Source organism: Trichococcus palustris, assembly GCF_900114465.1.
Classification (GTDB): domain Bacteria; phylum Bacillota; class Bacilli; order Lactobacillales; family Aerococcaceae; genus Trichococcus; species Trichococcus palustris.
Genome location: NZ_FOTD01000018.1, coordinates 15546 through 32104 on the forward strand (window position 1 = coordinate 15546; position 16559 = coordinate 32104).

Annotated in this window: 15 protein-coding genes; 3 read left to right on the forward strand and 12 right to left on the reverse strand. The window is 48.5% G+C overall.

What is annotated here, in order from left to right; genetic code table 11:
• Positions 1–2: 2 nt before the first annotated feature.
• The 3 genes from BM101_RS11035 to BM101_RS11045 form a co-directional block, all read right to left on the reverse strand.
• Positions 3–656, reverse strand: a complete 654-nt coding sequence (locus BM101_RS11035; protein WP_087029676.1) for an ABC transporter ATP-binding protein — start codon at positions 654–656, stop codon at positions 3–5.
• 170 nt (positions 657–826) lie between these two features.
• Positions 827–1594, reverse strand: coding sequence for a ChbG/HpnK family deacetylase (locus BM101_RS11040; RefSeq protein ID WP_087029673.1), 768 nt, complete (start codon positions 1592–1594; stop codon positions 827–829).
• A gap of 39 nt (positions 1595–1633) precedes the next feature.
• Positions 1634–2419, reverse strand: coding sequence for an SDR family oxidoreductase (locus BM101_RS11045; RefSeq protein WP_087029670.1), 786 nt, complete (start codon positions 2417–2419; stop codon positions 1634–1636).
• A gap of 263 nt (positions 2420–2682) precedes the next feature.
• On the opposite strand from BM101_RS11045, the gene BM101_RS11050 reads away from it, so the two are divergent.
• Positions 2683–3813, forward strand: a complete 1131-nt coding sequence (locus BM101_RS11050; RefSeq protein WP_087029668.1) for an exonuclease SbcCD subunit D — start codon at positions 2683–2685, stop codon at positions 3811–3813.
• Positions 3814–6873, forward strand: a complete 3060-nt coding sequence (locus BM101_RS11055; protein WP_087029665.1) for an AAA family ATPase — start codon at positions 3814–3816, stop codon at positions 6871–6873. It begins immediately after the preceding gene.
• A 61-nt stretch (positions 6874–6934) separates the two neighbouring features.
• On the opposite strand, the gene BM101_RS11060 is transcribed toward BM101_RS11055, so the two are convergent.
• Positions 6935–7363, reverse strand: a complete 429-nt coding sequence (locus BM101_RS11060) for a universal stress protein (RefSeq protein ID WP_177194491.1) — start codon at positions 7361–7363, stop codon at positions 6935–6937.
• A gap of 175 nt (positions 7364–7538) precedes the next feature.
• Positions 7539–8666, reverse strand: coding sequence for a carbohydrate kinase (locus tag BM101_RS11065; RefSeq protein WP_245825542.1), 1128 nt, complete (start codon positions 8664–8666; stop codon positions 7539–7541).
• Positions 8667–8888: 222 nt separating this feature from the next.
• Between BM101_RS11065 and BM101_RS11070 the strand changes: the two genes are divergently transcribed.
• A complete protein-coding gene (locus BM101_RS11070; RefSeq protein WP_087029658.1) occupies positions 8889–9512 on the forward strand; it encodes an HAD family hydrolase in 624 nt (207 codons plus the stop codon).
• Positions 9513–9556: 44 nt separating this feature from the next.
• Here the strand turns inward: BM101_RS11070 and BM101_RS11075 are convergent, their stop codons facing one another.
• From BM101_RS11075 to leuB, 7 genes are all read right to left on the reverse strand, one after another.
• Entirely contained in the window at positions 9557–10243 is a 687-nt protein-coding gene (locus BM101_RS11075) for a hypothetical protein (protein ID WP_087029655.1), read from the reverse strand.
• 128 nt (positions 10244–10371) lie between these two features.
• Complete coding sequence (locus tag BM101_RS11080; protein ID WP_087029652.1) at positions 10372–10602, reverse strand: hypothetical protein; 231 nt, start codon at positions 10600–10602, stop codon at positions 10372–10374.
• Between the two features lie 61 nt (positions 10603–10663).
• Complete coding sequence (gene nspC, locus BM101_RS11085) at positions 10664–11791, reverse strand: carboxynorspermidine decarboxylase (protein WP_218149927.1); 1128 nt, start codon at positions 11789–11791, stop codon at positions 10664–10666.
• 21 nt (positions 11792–11812) lie between these two features.
• Entirely contained in the window at positions 11813–13024 is a 1212-nt protein-coding gene (locus BM101_RS11090) for a saccharopine dehydrogenase family protein (protein WP_087029647.1), read from the reverse strand.
• A 501-nt stretch (positions 13025–13525) separates the two neighbouring features.
• Positions 13526–14113, reverse strand: coding sequence for a 3-isopropylmalate dehydratase small subunit (gene leuD / locus BM101_RS11095; protein WP_087029644.1), 588 nt, complete (start codon positions 14111–14113; stop codon positions 13526–13528).
• Entirely contained in the window at positions 14100–15488 is a 1389-nt protein-coding gene (gene leuC / locus BM101_RS11100; protein WP_087029641.1) for a 3-isopropylmalate dehydratase large subunit, read from the reverse strand. Before leuC ends, leuD begins: the two co-directional genes overlap by 14 nt.
• 16 nt (positions 15489–15504) lie before the next feature.
• On the reverse strand, positions 15505–16551 hold the full coding sequence (gene leuB, locus BM101_RS11105) for a 3-isopropylmalate dehydrogenase (RefSeq protein ID WP_087029638.1): 1047 nt from the start codon (positions 16549–16551) through the stop codon (positions 15505–15507).
• Positions 16552–16559 lie beyond the last annotated feature (8 nt).

Below are 16559 nucleotides of genomic sequence, written 5' to 3' on the forward strand. Positions count from 1 at the left end.
GATCAGAAGCCCTCCCTTTCGGTTATTTTTCCGCCGACGATGTGGATCCGTTTATCCGCCATGCCAGCTTCTTCCTCGTTGTGGCTGACCATCAGGATCGTCATGTCGGAATGTTCGCGCATACTGCGCAGCCATTCCCAGATGATCACCCGGTTCGCTTCATCCAAGGCGCTGGTCACTTCATCCAGCAACAGGATTTCTGGCTGGAACAGGACATTCCGGACCAGGGCGACCCGTTGTTTTTCGCCGCCCGATAAGGAGTTGATGGATTTATCCAAATACTCTTCCGGCAGGCCGACGGATTTCAGGTAAGCGATGGCTTTTTCGCTGTCGAATGGAACTTTGCGGATTTCATAAGGAAATGCCAAATTGTCCCGCACCGTCTTCCCGAACAGAACAGCGGTCTGGAAACAATAGGACACCTCCTTACGGTATGCCGTCGCCTCGTAATTTTCCAATGGTTCGCCTTTATAGACGATTTCCCCATTCGTTTTTGAAAGGATGGTTGCGATGATCTTCAACAAGGTGCTCTTCCCGCTTCCGGAAGGCCCGGTGATGGACAAGAAATCGCCCTTCTCGATTGAAAAGTGGATGTCATCCAGGATCGTTTTCCCATCCGATGCAAAAGTTAGATTGTTGATCTCCAATAATGCCATGAATCGTGATGCTCCTTTTTTCATAAGAATTTGTCTGTTAATATTGTAACACTATTTATCTTCTCACTGCTAATGATAATGATTATAATTTAGGGATAATTATCCCTTACATGCAAAAAGGCAAATCAAAACGCTGATTTGCCTTTTTATGGATTGACCTGCTTCCCAGATTATTCTTCCAGATCGCCAAAATGAATCAATTCGATATTATCGTATTCCTTCACGCGCTGCGCGAAATCGGAATGGATCAGGAAATCCGTCATATAGGGCCGCTCCAACTGCAAGCTGGTTTCCCGCAGAACAGTGGCATCCAGATAACCCGGATGTACGATCAATTCCACCGATTGATCCGCTTTTGCCAAAAGAATGAGGAGATCATCGAGTTTTTTCAGCGCTTCGTCGCTCAGTTCCTGATGGACCGTTTCCGCCGCAAACTGCATGTCGATCGTTTGATCCGTATGTCTGACGGCATGGCTCCCTTCGAAGTGGTCCCGGATCGGCACCTCATATTGCAGCGCCAAGGACAGGATCACTTTATTCAATGGTTCCAGCATATGCACATGGTGATGGGAATCCAGATGCGTAGGCTTTATGCCAGCCTCGATGACCTTCTCGATCTGCGCTGCCCATTCAGCATAGACTTCGTTGAGGTCGAATTCCTTCACGTGCTCCTTCACATATTTCCGGAAATGGAAACTCCCATCCGCGCTTATGGTGGCGGCGTTTGCGATTAGCGGTGCGCCTTTCGTCAGGTTCAGATGCACCCCAATCCCCATCTCGGGATATTCCGAGGCCAAAGCCACCGCATGATCAAAAGCCTCTCCGTTCGCCATGATTGTAGTGGATGTGGTGATGCCTTCCACATAGCTGTCGACGATGCCATAGTTGACGCCTCTGCTGAAGCCAAAATCGTCAGCGTTTATGATTACTTGTCCCATATTCTCAGCTCCCGTTCCAAAGTGGACAATTCCTGTTTTTTAGGTGGCTTTGACCAGTCCTCCGTCGACATAAATCGTGCTGCCTGTGATGTAGGTGTTCGCATTCGACAACAGGAAGGCGACTGCTTTCGCAAATTCCTCCGGAGTGCCATAGCGGCCCAAGGGAATCTTAGCGATTGCTTCCGCATCGACTTCCTCGAGCGGCCGGTTTTGGTTTTTGGCCCTGGATTCATTCAGGAATTTGATGCGGTCCGTCGCAATCTGACCAGGAGCGACGACGTTCACCAAAATATTATCCGCTGCCAATTCCTCGGCCAACGTCTTGCTCATCCCGACGATGCCATTGCGGAACGTATTGGAAAGAATGAGATCAGGCAGCGGCGTCTTCACCGAAATGGATGCGATATTCACGATCCGTCCGCCTTCTTTCCGGAGGTCCGGCAACACCTCGCGGATGACGCGGATATAGCTCAACAGATTCAATTCAAATGACCTTTGCCATGCTTCATCGGAAAAACTGTCGAATTTCCCGGTCGGCGGTCCTCCTGCATTGTTCACCAAGATATCGATCTGGCCGAAGACGGCATGCGTCCGTTCAACCAGCTTTTTGATGTCTTCCGCATTTGTGATGTCACACGGAAAATAGGCTACTCTCCCTGCATGCAATGTTTCTAATTCTTCCTTCACTTCCGCCAACTTGTCCTCGCTTCTGCTCGTCAGCATGACCTGTGCGCCCTCTTTGACGAGTTCCTTCGCAACCGCTTTGCCCAAACCTTGGCTGGATGCGATCACCAAAGCGACTTTATTTTCCAATCCCAAATCCATGTTATTTCCTCCTCATTTCCGAATGAAATTTTCTTTCCCTATTTTCTCATACCTATAATATAGCCCAAAACCGGCGTAGGAACTAACAATTACCCCTGCCATTTCCGATATTCGGCGATTCTTTTCTGCGCCAGTCAGGAACACATGCGCGTAGCTGAAAATATTTGTTATAATGGGAAATGAATTGAATATAAAGATAGAACAAAGAAAAAGCGCACGCTCGCGTATAGTAATCAATAGACTGAAAGAGGGGGACTCCATCCATGCGGATTCTGCATACCGCCGATTGGCATTTGGGAAAAATGGTCAATGATTTTTCCATGCTTGAAGGCCAAAGCTATTATTTAAATGCACTGATCGAAACACTAAAAACAAAAGAAATCGACGCCATCATCATGGCCGGTGACCTCTACGACCGTTCGCTGCCTCCGAAAGAAGCCGTCGCATTGGCGAACACGATTTTGACGCGGATGATAAAAGAACTGCAGGTGCCGGTCTTCGTCATCGCCGGCAATCACGACAGCAATGAACGGGTGGAATACGGTTCCCTTCTATTGGCCGACAGCCAACTGTATATCGAAGGGACCGTCAAAAAGGAGACCAGGAAAATCTCCCTGAACGGCACGAACTTCTATCTACTTCCCTTCGCCGACCATGTCTTCATCCGGGAACTGCTGCAGGATGACAGCATCAAAAACATCGAGGACGCTACGCGCATGCAGATCGAAGCGATAAAAGCGACGATGGATCCGGACGAAGTGAACATCCTGATCGCACACGGCTACATCATCGACTATGCACAGGACACCAGTGAAACCTCCGACTCCGAACGCCCGCTCAGCATCGGGACAGCCGAATATGTCAACGTGCACCTATTCGATGATTTCGACTATGTCGCCTTGGGGCATCTGCACAAAGCGCAGAAAGTTTCGAGCGACAAGGTGCGTTACAGCGGCTCCATCCTGAAATATTCCAAGTCGGAAACGGCACATAAGAAGCAGGTTTCGATCGTCACCATCGACAAGAGCGGCGTAGCGATCGAACCGCTTTACATCAAGCCCTTGCGGGATATGCGCATAGTCAGGGGGACCTTTGCGGAATGCATGAAGGGCCAATCGGACGACTATCTCTTCTTCGAACTGGAAGATACGGAATACGTAATGGATGCCATGAACCAGCTGCGCCTGCGCTATCCCCAGGCGATGGGGCTGGAATACGTGACGCAACGCCAAGCGGAAACCGTTTCGTTGCAGCACAACCAGGAGGATCTGCAGAGAGCGACATTGCCGGAGCTTTTCAAGGACTTCTATGAACAATACCGCAATCTGGAGTTGGACGAGGAAGCCTTCAAAGTCGTTTCCGATGCCTTCGCCGCCGTAGAAAGGGATGAGTAGATGAGACCATTAAAACTGGAAATGAACGCATTCGGCCCCTACAAAGGGAAAACGTCGCTGGACTTCACCCAATTCCAGAACCAGACGCTTTTCCTCGTCAGCGGTCCGACCGGCGCAGGCAAGACGACCATCTTCGATGCCATCGCCTATGCGCTCTATGATGACTCGAGCGGCAGCAGCCGGGAAAAAGACACCTTCAAATCGCAGTTCGCCACCGACATGGACATGTGTTATGTGGATTTCACATTCGAATATAACGGTCAGCCTTACCGGATCGTACGGACCCCGGCCCAGACTGGGCCCGGCAAGAACGGCAAACCAAAAAATGTCCTTTCGGCCGTGGAATACTACCACGATGACACGGTCACGACGAAAGTCCGCGATGCCAATCTTGAAATCCAACAGTTGCTCTCCTTGACGTACGACCAGTTCAAGCAAATCGTCATGCTGCCGCAGGGAGAATTCAAGAAATTATTGGAATCGAACAGTGACGACAAGCAAAATATCTTCCGCAATATTTTCGGGACCGCCGTCATCAAAAACTTCCAGGATCACCTGAAGAAGAAGACCAGCGAACTGCAGGGGCAGGCTAACTCCGCCATGGACGGTTTGAAGACGGCCTTCACCTTCGTTTCCGGAATACCGGACGAGGAACTGCAGCAGGCGATTGCACTCGAGGATACACAAGCCGTGCAGGCACGCATCGCGGTCATCCTTTTGAAAAAAGAACAGGAACGGACAGAGCTCGAAGCAAGGCTGGCCCACTTGCGCGAACAAAGCCAGATCGCCGAAGGCAACCGCAAGCTCCTGCTGGAAATCGACCAGCTGGAAGCAGAAAAGACGCAGCTCGTTCTGCAGCAGACAACCATCCTTGAAATGAAAAAGCAACTGGTGGACCATGAACAGGCCGCCGCAGCCGAAGCCAAAAGGAAGGCGCTGGTTTCGGAGGAAACGGATGAAAAAGGCAAACTCCTGCAGCTCGCTGAAAATGAGAATATGCTCAAAAAGGCGGAAGAGAGTTATGCGGATAAGAAGGCAGCAGCCGAAATGCTGGAAACCACCTATCAGCAAATACCCGTCTGGCGGGAGCTCGTCGATGCATTGAAGGAGCAGGAGAAAGAAATCGAAGCTTTGATCGGCAAAAAAAAGCAGCTGGACATCTTCAACGGAAACATCATCCAAGCCGAAAAGGATAAACGGGATGGAGAAGTAAAACGTGCCGAACTTTCCGAAGGAATGAAGGGCTTAACGGACAGCCTCTCCTCCATCCAGGCTGCCCAGAAAGAAGCCGTCCAGCTCCAAGAAACACTTGGCGGTATCCGGACGACAATGGCTCAATCAGAAAATCAAAAAGGCAAAACCAAACAGATTGCTGCTCTGCTGACCCGACAAATACGGGAAACAAGAGCCATGCAGGAACAGTATCAGCTTTTCTTGGCGAAAGACGAAGAACTCCGCAACGAAACAAGCCATTACAACCAAAATCTCGCGGGCATACTCGCAGAAAATCTTGCCGATGATGAAGCCTGCCCGGTTTGCGGCTCCCGCCATCACCCTGTCCTGGCCCAAAAAGCGTCAGCTACCTTGTCTGTGGATGAGTTGGAAGTTTTGGGAGAGGCACGCAATAAGGAGTACGCATCTTACCAAACGCTTGCAGCTTCCTTGCAGAGTCTCCAGGAACAATTACAGGCACTGCATGACGAACTGGGCATCGCAACCGATCAATACGAAACTTTTGCAGCTTCACTGGAAATCCGGATGAACGATCAGGCACGCGCAGAAAAAACGCTATTGGCTGAAATCGAAGCCGTCAAAGCCTTGCTGGCCCAGCAAGATCTACTGCAAAGGCAACTGCAGATAGCTGAAGCGAAGAGCAAAGAGACGGACACAACCATCCAGAAATCGCTGTCCGCCATAGCATTCAACCGGGAACGCCTAGCGGAACTAAGCGAAGACATCGTCCAAACCGAAACGAAGCTTTCGGAGACAGATCTGCAGACGGTCCAGGATAAACGCAAGCAGCAGACCGAACAGATCGAATCCGTTACCCGGCAACATGCGGCTATGCAGACGGAAATCAATGAAGTTTCGCAACAGATTGCGGTATGCAAGGCAAACGCAATCGCCTATGCCACACAGGCAGCGGAAGCGGCTGAACGCGTAAAAACCGCAAAAACGGCCTTCGAAGAAGTCCTTGCGGCCACCAATTTGACCGAACCGTTTGACGGCTTGATCCTGAGCACGGAACGTGTCCAAAAAAACAAAGAGGCGATTGAACAATACGAAAGCCACATGGCCATCAACCAAGACCGTTCGGAAAAACTGCAGGCATCCGCACAAGGATTGGACCCCGCCAGCACGGCGGATTCCTTCGCGGAACAGAAAACAGCACTGGACGATGAAATCCGCACGATGGACAAGGAAAAGGAAGAGCTTGCAAGTGTCCTGCACCAGTTAAACACTGCGTCGGAACGGATTGCCGCAATCTTCAAAAAGCAACAAAAGATCCTGACTTCCTTCAAACAGTACAAGACCTTGTCCGAAATCGCCAATGGTTCGAAAGAAACGGACTATGTATCCTTTGAACGCTACGTGTTGGCGATCTACTACTCCGATATCATCGAAGCCGCCAATCACCGTTTCCAACAGATGACCAATAACCGCTACCTGTTGAGCCGCAAAGAAGACAAAGGAAAAGGCGCCGGAGCCAAAGGTTTGGACCTGGATGTCCTTGACCAATACACCGGACAGACCCGCAGCGTCAAAACACTGTCCGGCGGAGAAAGCTTCAAGGCTTCGCTTTCTCTGGCGCTGGGGCTGAGCGATGTCATGCAGAGCCGCAGCGGCGGCATCCACATCGATACGCTCTTCATCGACGAAGGGTTCGGAACGCTGGATTCGGAATCTTTGGATGCGGCCATCGAGGCCCTCTTCGAACTGAACAGCCGCGGCAGATTGGTCGGAATCATCTCGCATGTGGATGAATTGAAGACGAGGATACCGGTCCACATCGAAGTCACCCGCTCCGCTGAAGGAAGCGAAGCGAAAATCGTGATGTAAAAAGGAAAAGTCTAGATACCGGATGGGTAACTAGACTTTTTTGCGTTTCCTGACTTTGTTCTTAAAAATCGGTTTGTTGACTTTTTCTTACTATCAATAAATCACAAGGCGCATTGCGAATGACATGGTTGGTGACAGAGCCGACAACCAATTTAGCGATGGCGCCCTTTCCAGTTGCACCCATAACGATCAGGTCAATATTCCATTCTTCCAACAGATCTTTTGAGATCAGTTCCTTAGGATCGCCGGTACGCATATCTTTATGCACCGCCACTCCGTGCGCTCTCGCATACCTGTCCAGTTCATCAAATAAAGAATCCTTATCTTTTTGCAGTTGGGCTGCTTCCTCAGCATTATCCATTTTATCCAATATCGCAACAAGATACAAATCAGCCTTGTTGCGTTCGGCGATATGTACCCCTTGTTTGAAAGCTGAAATCGAAGTTTCCGATCCATCAACTGGAACTAAAATACTTTTGTACTCACTCATATCCATACCCACTCCTTCGGGATAATCAACCAGAAAACGCTTTCCTTCCCTTTATTTTACTATATTATCTAAATAAACAAAAGATTTGTTACTATCATTATAATTAATTTATATAAATTATAATGACACGAAAAAAAGAGGAACGCCATAGCATCCCTCAAAATTCTGCATCAAATTAAATTTCAACGCTTTCTAACGTGCCGATTTCCTTGATATCTTTCCGCAATGTCGCCTGCGACAGGTTCGGGCGGACTTTATAGGCGGACTTCGCAGACATGATTGCGTTGACCAAGCCCGTCTGGATAATTTCCGGTAAGGTGTCCTTTTTCAAATAGGAGAACACGATGCCGGCACAAAGCGCCTCGTTGGTACCCCAAATGTACGTATCCGCGCCTTTGTTTTTCAAATCAAAGACCCGCATGCCGTGTTTTTCGCTCGCATATGCGACAGAGTGGCTATCCTTCGTCATAATCACATGCTGCACACCTTTATCCAGCCACTTCTGCAGTGCAATCCGTAGGGAAGCAGGGCTATCGATCTCCATATCGAAATATTTTTCCGTTTCATCCTTTTTTGTGATCAGCAGTTTCAATCCCTTCAAATTCTCAGGAATCGTGTGCAGTTTCAAAACAGATGCCGTGATCAACACGATGGGGATATTGTATTTCATGCCTATCTCCAACAGATGTTCCATGCTTTCTTTCGGGCAATTTGAATCGCTCACGATGGCATTCGCCCTCTTCAAGGTGGCGATATGCTTCATGATCCATTCCGGTTGCATATAGTCATAGATATCCATTTCGGCTAATCCAATCAGCATTTTTCCGTTGTGGTCGATGACTTCCATGAATGTTCCGGTCGCCAAACCGTTGACGGCTTCCACTTCGTTTATTTTCATGAAGGGCCGCATCGCTTGTTCGATGGTTTGCCATTCCGCATCATTGCCCGCCAAAGACAGGAGGACCACTTCTTCTTGCAACCTCCCCAAATTTTCGGCAACGCTCAACGCCACTCCGCCGATGGATGTTTGCGAGGTCACATTATTCGATTGTCCATGGATTAAATCTTCTTCAACAAAATACCGTCTGTCTATGCACGCTGCGCCGATGCAGACGATGGGACGCGTATCGTTGATGACATACGCTTTGCCCAACAAATAGCCGCGTTTCACTAAGCTGGAAATGATATTTGCAACAGCCGGTCGGGACAATCCAATTTTTTCCGCCAAATCCTGTTGGGAAATAAACGGATTTTCCTTGATGTAACTCAATATTTTAGATTCTTTTTCATTTAATGACATCATTGTAATCCCCTTACGCTATAAAAAAGTCGGTCTTATCCCCACTCAATTTCATTTGAAATTCATTTTCACTGAACTTTAGTATACATCCAAAAAGTCCTAATGCAACATACTATTCAATAATTTACCATTATTTTTAACTTTAATGGGGATTTTCCATCCAGTGTAGCAATCCAAAACAGTTGTGCTATAATGAACGGGACTATTTTAAGGGAGTGATTGGCAATGATCCAAACATTTATCTTTGATATCGACGGTACCATCATCGATACGGAACAATCCATCTTTATCGGCTTGGACAAAATTTTAATCAAGCATGCGGGACGACGGGCAACAAAGGAAGATATGCTCAAAGTATTCGGCATTCCGGGCATAAAAGGCTTGATTGCATTGGGATTCACGCATGAAGAGGCAACCGACCTTCATCCGAAATGGAGCGCCATCTCTCGGGAACATATAGATACGGTAGCCATTTTCGATGGGATGAAAGCAACATTGCAACACCTGAAAGATAACCACCATCGCCTAGGCATCGTCACATCAAAGACCCGCGAAAGTTTTGACAGGAGCTTTACGCCTTTCGGACTGACTCATTTGTTCGACGAAATCATCACATCCAGCGATACGAAAGAGCATAAACCCTCAGGCGAGCCTTTGACGGAATGTCTGAATCGCCTGGATGTACCGGCAGAGCAAGCCATCTACATCGGCGATTCCATCTTCGATAATTTGTGCGCCCGCAATGCGGATGTTGCCTTCGGCCTCGCCGAATGGGGTTCCCACACCAGCGAAGGCTTCGACGCCGATCATATCTTCAAAAAACCTCAGGACATCTTGTCCGTTCTTTAATGAAAAGATTGAAAGAAAAAATAGGCACTCTCTTTTGGGGGTGCCTATTTTTTCTGCTCATTATTTTTGTGCTGTCCCCTGTCATCCAAACACCGAATCCGCTTCAGCAATTCATCGGCCGCTTCATGATTCCTATGCAATTTATAGAGATAATGGCTATCCAGGTACAGTCCGCGCGCTTTTTCCAATTCATTGATGGTGAAATGATAGTCGCCTAAGCCGCGCAATACGCCCGCTATAACGATGCTGTCTCCCGATTTTTCAGCGTAGTGTTTCGCTTTATCGATGTACACTTTGCCTTTGATCGGATTCCTTTGCAATAAAGACAACATGGCGGCCTCATGATAGGTTTCCGCCAATCCGATATAATCATCCGGAAAATGCGTCATGCGGAAGGCCAACTCTTCTTCACACATGATGGCGGCTAAATCATATTCTTCCGTCTGGCGGGCATTCACAGCCAATTTATGAAGATATTCCGCTTCTTTTTTCAAATTTTTATCTTTTCTCGCATGCCAATAGAGCTCTTCCAAGCATTCTTTTGCTCCATCATAGTTTTCTTGTACCGTGTAACATTTCTCTAGTTCAGATACGATGGTCTGATATTCTTCCGCTTCGGGATTGTCCATCAGATACAACGCATCCACATATTTTTTTTCTGCAAGTTCAAAATCATTTGCATCAAATGCAAGTTTAGCGGCATCAACCAGTTCCTGGACAAGCTTCTCCATTATGCTACCCCTCTCACCAATCAAAAAAAATCTGTTAACGTTCTCATTTCATCTTACCACCAATTACCGTCTTTAGCAAAAGACAGCAATTGGTGGAGCATTTAATACGATTGCTTGCGTTTATTTCTTTAGAAAAGAACGACGCTAAAAGAAATAGCCAGTATTCCGGCAAGGATGACCAGCCGATTTATCCCTTTATGGTTACGCGCCACGGAAGAAATTTCGCTGTTCAGCCCAGCGGTTTGAAGAGTTCGCTGATCCGTAATGGCAGTCGCTTCTGACAGGCTTTCCGCACCCGCATTGGATGCATCCTCGGCTGTAGAAGTTGCTTTATCCCGGCTGAAGTTGGAACATGCCAAAAAAATGCCGCCACAGGAGATGAGACACCTCATGTGGCGGCATTAAATGATTGGTTTGCTTCTATAACCGGGACTTGAAGACCTCATAGCCGAATGTCTTGATGACTTTCGTGCCTTCTTTGACCGTATGCGCCGCGATGGCAGGCAGTTGGATGCCATTGAAGGTCGTATTCTTAACCATCGAATAGATTGCCATATCCGTGAAGATCAATCTGTCGCCCGCCTGCAGCGGTTCATCGAACGAATAATCGCCGATCACGTCGCCGGCAAGGCAAGTCTGGCCGCCCAGACGATAGGTATGGACTTTCTCGCCCGCTTCGCCCGATCCGATGATGAAAGGCCGATACGGCATCTCCAGAACATCGGGCATATGACAAGTCGCGGAAGTGTCCAGAATCGCCAGATTCATTTGGTTGAAGTTTGTCTCCAATACGCTGGCCACAAGGAATCCCGCATTCAAAGCAACCGCTTCGCCGGGCTCCAGATAAACCTGCACATCGTATTTCCCCTTGATGTGGTTGACGCATTTCACCAATTTGGCGATGTCGTAGCCTTCGCGGGTGATATGGTGTCCTCCGCCGAAGTTTACCCACTTCATGTCATACAAATATTTGCCAAACTTCTCTTCGAAGACTTCTAAAGTCGCTTCCAAGGCATCGGAATCCTGTTCGCAAAGCGTATGGAAATGCAGGCCGTCCAGAATGCCTACTTGGCTGGCATCGAAATTGGCTTCCGTCGTGCCCAAGCGGGAAAATGGACTGGCCGGATCATACAAAGCATGATCTTGTGTCGACAGTTCCGGATTGACGCGCAGACCGATGTGGATCGGACGCCCGCTGTTTTTCACCGCTTCGGCATACAGGTTCACTTGATTGGGGGAATTGAAGACGATATGATCCACAATCGGAATCAATGCTTCCATTTCCTCTTTCTTGAAGGCCGGCGCGAAGACATGCGTCTCTTTACCAAACTCTTCAAAGCCCAATCTGGCTTCGTGGACGGAACTTGCCGTTGTACCGTCAAGATATTCGGCGATCAACGGATAGAAATGGTACATGGAGAAAGCCTTTTGTGCCAGCAAAATTTTGCAGCCCGTCTGGTCCTTCACCGCTTTCAGAATTTCCAGGTTGTGCCGCAATAAGGTTTCATCCACCACGTAGCTCGGTGTCGGCAACGCCTCAAAGTCAATTTTTGTTTCCATGCGTTCCTCCTAGTCTACCAAGGTAGGATTGAAGTCTTCTTGCCAAGGCAAGCCATATACGTTCAATGCTTCCATGAATGGATCCGGATTGAATTCTTCGATGTTATAGACGCCTGGTTTCTTCCATTGTCCGGTCAAGACCATCGCTGCCCCGATCATGGCTGGAACGCCGGTTGTGTAGGAAACGGCTTGGGAGCCGACTTCTTTGTAGCATGCTTCATGGTCGCAGACGTTATAGATGTAGTAAGTCTTTTCTTTGCCGTCTTTGATCCCTGTGAAGATGTTGCCGATGTTTGTTTTCCCTTTTGTGCGCGATCCCAATGAGCCCGGATCAGGCAATACGGCTTTCAGGAATTGTAGCGGCACGATTTGTTTGCCTTCGAAATCGATCGGTTTGATCGAAGTCATGCCGACATTTTCCAAAACCTTCAAGTGAGTCAGGTAGCTTTCGCCGAAAGTCATGAAGAAACGGATGCGTTTGATCCCTTTTATGTTCAAGGCCAATGACTCGATTTCCTCATGGTGCAAAAGATACATGTCTTTTTTGCCCACTTGGTCGAAGGTATACTCGCGTTTGATTTCCATCGGTTCGGTTTCGATCCATTTGCCGTCTTCCCAATAGCTGCCGTTAGCAGTCACTTCGCGGATATTGATTTCCGGATTGAAGTTCGTCGCGAATGGGTAACCGTGGTCGCCGCCGTTGCAATCCAAGATATCGATGGTTTGGATTTCATCGAAATGATGTTTTTGGGCATAGGCTGCAAACACGCTTGTCACGCCTGGGTCAAAACCGGAGCCCAACAAAGCCGTGATGCCGGCTTTTTCAAAGCGTTCGCGGTAATCCCATTGCCATTTATATTCAAATTTCGCCGTATCTTCCGGCTCGTAATTCGCTGTATCGACATAGTCCGTTTTTGTTTCAAGACAGGCATCCATAATGGTCAAGTCTTGGTATGGCAAAGCCACATTAATCACGATATCTGGTTTATATTCATTGATCAAAGCAACCAATTCGGGTACATTGTTCGCGTCCACTTGGGCAGTCGTAATTTTTGAACGACCAGCATAGATCCCACTTTCAATCCGATCTTTGATTTCATCGCATTTCGATTTTGTGCGGCTGGCAATCATGAACTCTTCGAATACTTCAGAATTCTGAGCACACTTGTGACAGACCACGTTGGATACCCCACCGGCACCAATAATTAACGCTCTACTCATCTTATCCATTCCTCCTGTAGGGAAATATAATTACTGCATCTGCCTTAGCCATTCAGGTGCTTCTTGCGCGTACGAATGTTTTCAAGACAGGTCAAAACATTATAACATAAAGTGCCTTAAGATTATATTATTTCAAATACAACGACAACATATCGCAAACACCGAACGGGAGTGCCAAAAAGCGCTACGGCTCGGGTCGTTGCCCCAAAACGAACGCCGCTACGGCTGTTTGGGACCCGATTACTTACTTGTCCAGATTGTGAACATCTCGAATCCATCACCTCTGCTGTGCACTTTCATGTTACCGCGAAAACGGAAAAGAAGCGAGCAATCCCCCTCCCCTATTGGAGACGGATATGCTCGCTTCTTCTATATTTATTTCTTTTTTTTGTTCCGGGCATTGCAGGAGACCGGTGCTTTCCAAAAAGATAACCAGATTTTTTTCAACCATTTGAACAAAATAGGCATCCCCTTATTAACGAATTTGATGAGACCTTTACGCTACGCGTAGATGTTATCCCATTTCGCTTCATAGGCGTCGATTTCATCTTTGTAGCCCATTGTTTCGGTGATGTCATCGATGCCGTTTTCCAATTTGTGTTTCCAGGTCGGGTCGATGTCGAACGGATATTCCGCAGCTTGGGTCCTAACGACTTGGTTCGGAAGATCGATTTCGATCGTTTCATCAGCAGACAGCTGCGCCAATGCATCGCGCTGGTCCTGCGGCAATTCAATCAAAAGCAAGCCGTTTTTCAATGAATTCATATAGAAGATGTCGCTGTAGCTTCCGGCGATGATGACGCGGAAACGGTAATCCTTCAACGCCCACGCCGCATGTTCGCGGGATGAACCGCAGCCGAAGTTATCTCCGGTTATCAGGATGGTCGCTTCTTGGCGATCCGCATCGTTCAAAGGGAAATCGGGATTTGGATCCCCATTTTTCAGGAAACGCCATTCATCGAACACGAACGCTCCAAAACCGGTTTTTTCGATCCTTTTCAGGAATACCTTCGGGATGATTTGGTCGGTATCGATGTTGTTGTTCATCAAAGCGACTGTTTTTCCCTTATGCACTTTAATTGGCTCCATATGTCACAGCTTCCTTTCTGATATCCACAAATTTTCCGTTCACTGCCGCTGCCGCCGCCATCGCAGGGCTGACAAGGTGGGTTCTGGAACCTTTCCCTTGACGTCCTTCGAAGTTGCGGTTGGAGGTAGAGGCACAGTGCACACCAGCCGGCACTTTATCGGGGTTCATTCCCAGACATGCGGAACAGCCTGGCTCACGCCATTCGAACCCGGCATCGATGAAGATTTTGTCGAGGCCCAATTCCGTTGCGGCATTGCGGACGGCACGGCTGCCCGGTACGACCATGGCGCGGATATGGGATGGCACTTTTCCGCCATCCACATATTTTGCGGCTTCCACCAAGTCGGACAAGCGCGCATTTGTACAAGATCCGATGAATACAAAGCCCAATGGGATGTCTTCCGCCGTTTGGCCAGGAGTCAAATCCATATAGTTGTAAGCACGTTCATCGTTTTTATCGGCTATTTCAGGGAATTTTTCGCCGAATGGCACACCCATTCCAGGATTTGTTCCCCAAGTGACATACGGTCCAAGATCCGTTACATCGATTGCAATCTCTTCATCATAGGTTGCACCAGCATCGCTCTTCAGTGTATCCCAATCGGCGATGGCTTTTTCCATATTTTTCGGTGCATAAGGTCGTCCGCTAAGGTAGTCGTAGGTTGTTTGGTCAGGTGCCATCATGCCGATTTTCGCACCGAATTCGATGGACATGTTGCAGATGGTCATCCGTTCTTCCATCTTCAGGTTTTCGACCGTCTCGCCGAAGAACTCGATGGCGTAGCCGCTACCGAAGGCAGTGCCGTAAGTGGCGATCAGATGCAGGATGACGTCTTTTGCATAGACCCCCGGCGACAATTTGCCGGTTATTTTTACGCCCATCGATTTCGGTTTCTTTTGCCAAATCGATTGCGTCGCAAAGACATGTTCCACTTCCGAACTGCCGATTCCGAATGCCAACGCGCCGAATGCGCCGTGCGTTGCGGTATGGGAATCGCCGCAGACGACAATTTTCCCGGGTTGTGTCGCACCCAATTCAGGGCCGACCATATGGACGATCCCTTGGTTGGCTGTGCCGATGTCCATCAAGGGGATGTTGAACTCCTTGCAGTTTTTTTGCAGCGTTTCAATTTGTTTCTTCGAAATCAAATCCTTGATGTTGTAGATGTCTTCGGTCGGAACATTGTGGTCCAGTGTTGCGATTGTCTTGTCCGGGCGGCGCACTTGACGGTGTGTTTCGCGCAAACCGTCAAATCCTTGCGGAGAAGTCACTTCATGAATCAAATGCAAATCTACATATAACAATTGCGGTTCCCCCGTTGGGCCTGCAATGACGTGTCGGTCCCAAAGTTTATCAAATAGTGTTTTGCTCATTGTGTGTTTCTCCTTTCTATTCAGCTAGGTTTGCTTGAACTGCTGCAGTGAATTCTGTCGTTTTTGTATCGCCGCCTAAATCAGCGGTCAGGAAGCCGGCATCCATCGCATCGTTTGCCGCTTTTTCAAGGGCGTCCGCTTCTTCATACAGATGGAAGCTTTGGCGGAGCATCATGACGACCGACAAGATCATCGACATCGGATTCGCGATGTTTTGGCCGGCGATATCCGGCGCTGAGCCGTGGATCGGTTCGTACAAGGATGGCCCTTTTTTGCTGTGGCTTCCGGAAGGCAACATCCCCAGCGACCCGGTGATGACGGAGGCTTCATCGCTCAGGATGTCGCCGAACATGTTTTCCGTCACGATGACGTCGAATGCCGTCGGATGTTGGATGATCTTCATGGATGCTGCATCCACATAAAGGTGTTCAACCGTAACTTCCGGATATTCGGTCGCGATTTCATTGACCGTCTTGCGCCATAGTTTGCTGCTTGCCAGCACATTGGCTTTATCCACGGAAGTCAATTTCTTTTTGCGGGTCATCGCAATGTCGAAGGCTTGGCGGACGATTTGCTCGATTTCGCTTTTTTTGTAGTAGAGCGTGTCGGTCGCTTCTTCGTCATTCCACATTTTTGGTTGGCCGAAGTATAGGCCGCCCGTCAGCTCGCGAACGACGACAAAGTCGGTTCCCTTGACGCGCTCCGTCTTCAATGGCGATAGATGCGCGATGCTGTCGCTTACCGCAATCGGGCGGATGTTGGAGAAGAGTCCCAATGTTTTACGCAATTGCAGTAAGCCATCTTCAGGCGTTTTTTCAGCTTTCTCCCATTTCGGTCCACCGATTGCTGCAAGCAGGATCGCATCCGCTTCTTGGCAACCCTTGATGGTTTGAGGCGGAATCGGATCCCCTGTTTCATCGATGCCGGCACCCCCGAAAGGATAAACCGTCACGTTAAAGTCATGTTTAAATTTTTTGCCGATCGTTTCCAGTAATGACAATCCGCTTTCCATAATCTCTGGGCCAATGCCGTCTCCCGGTAATGCTGCAATTGTATAATTCATGTTCCCTA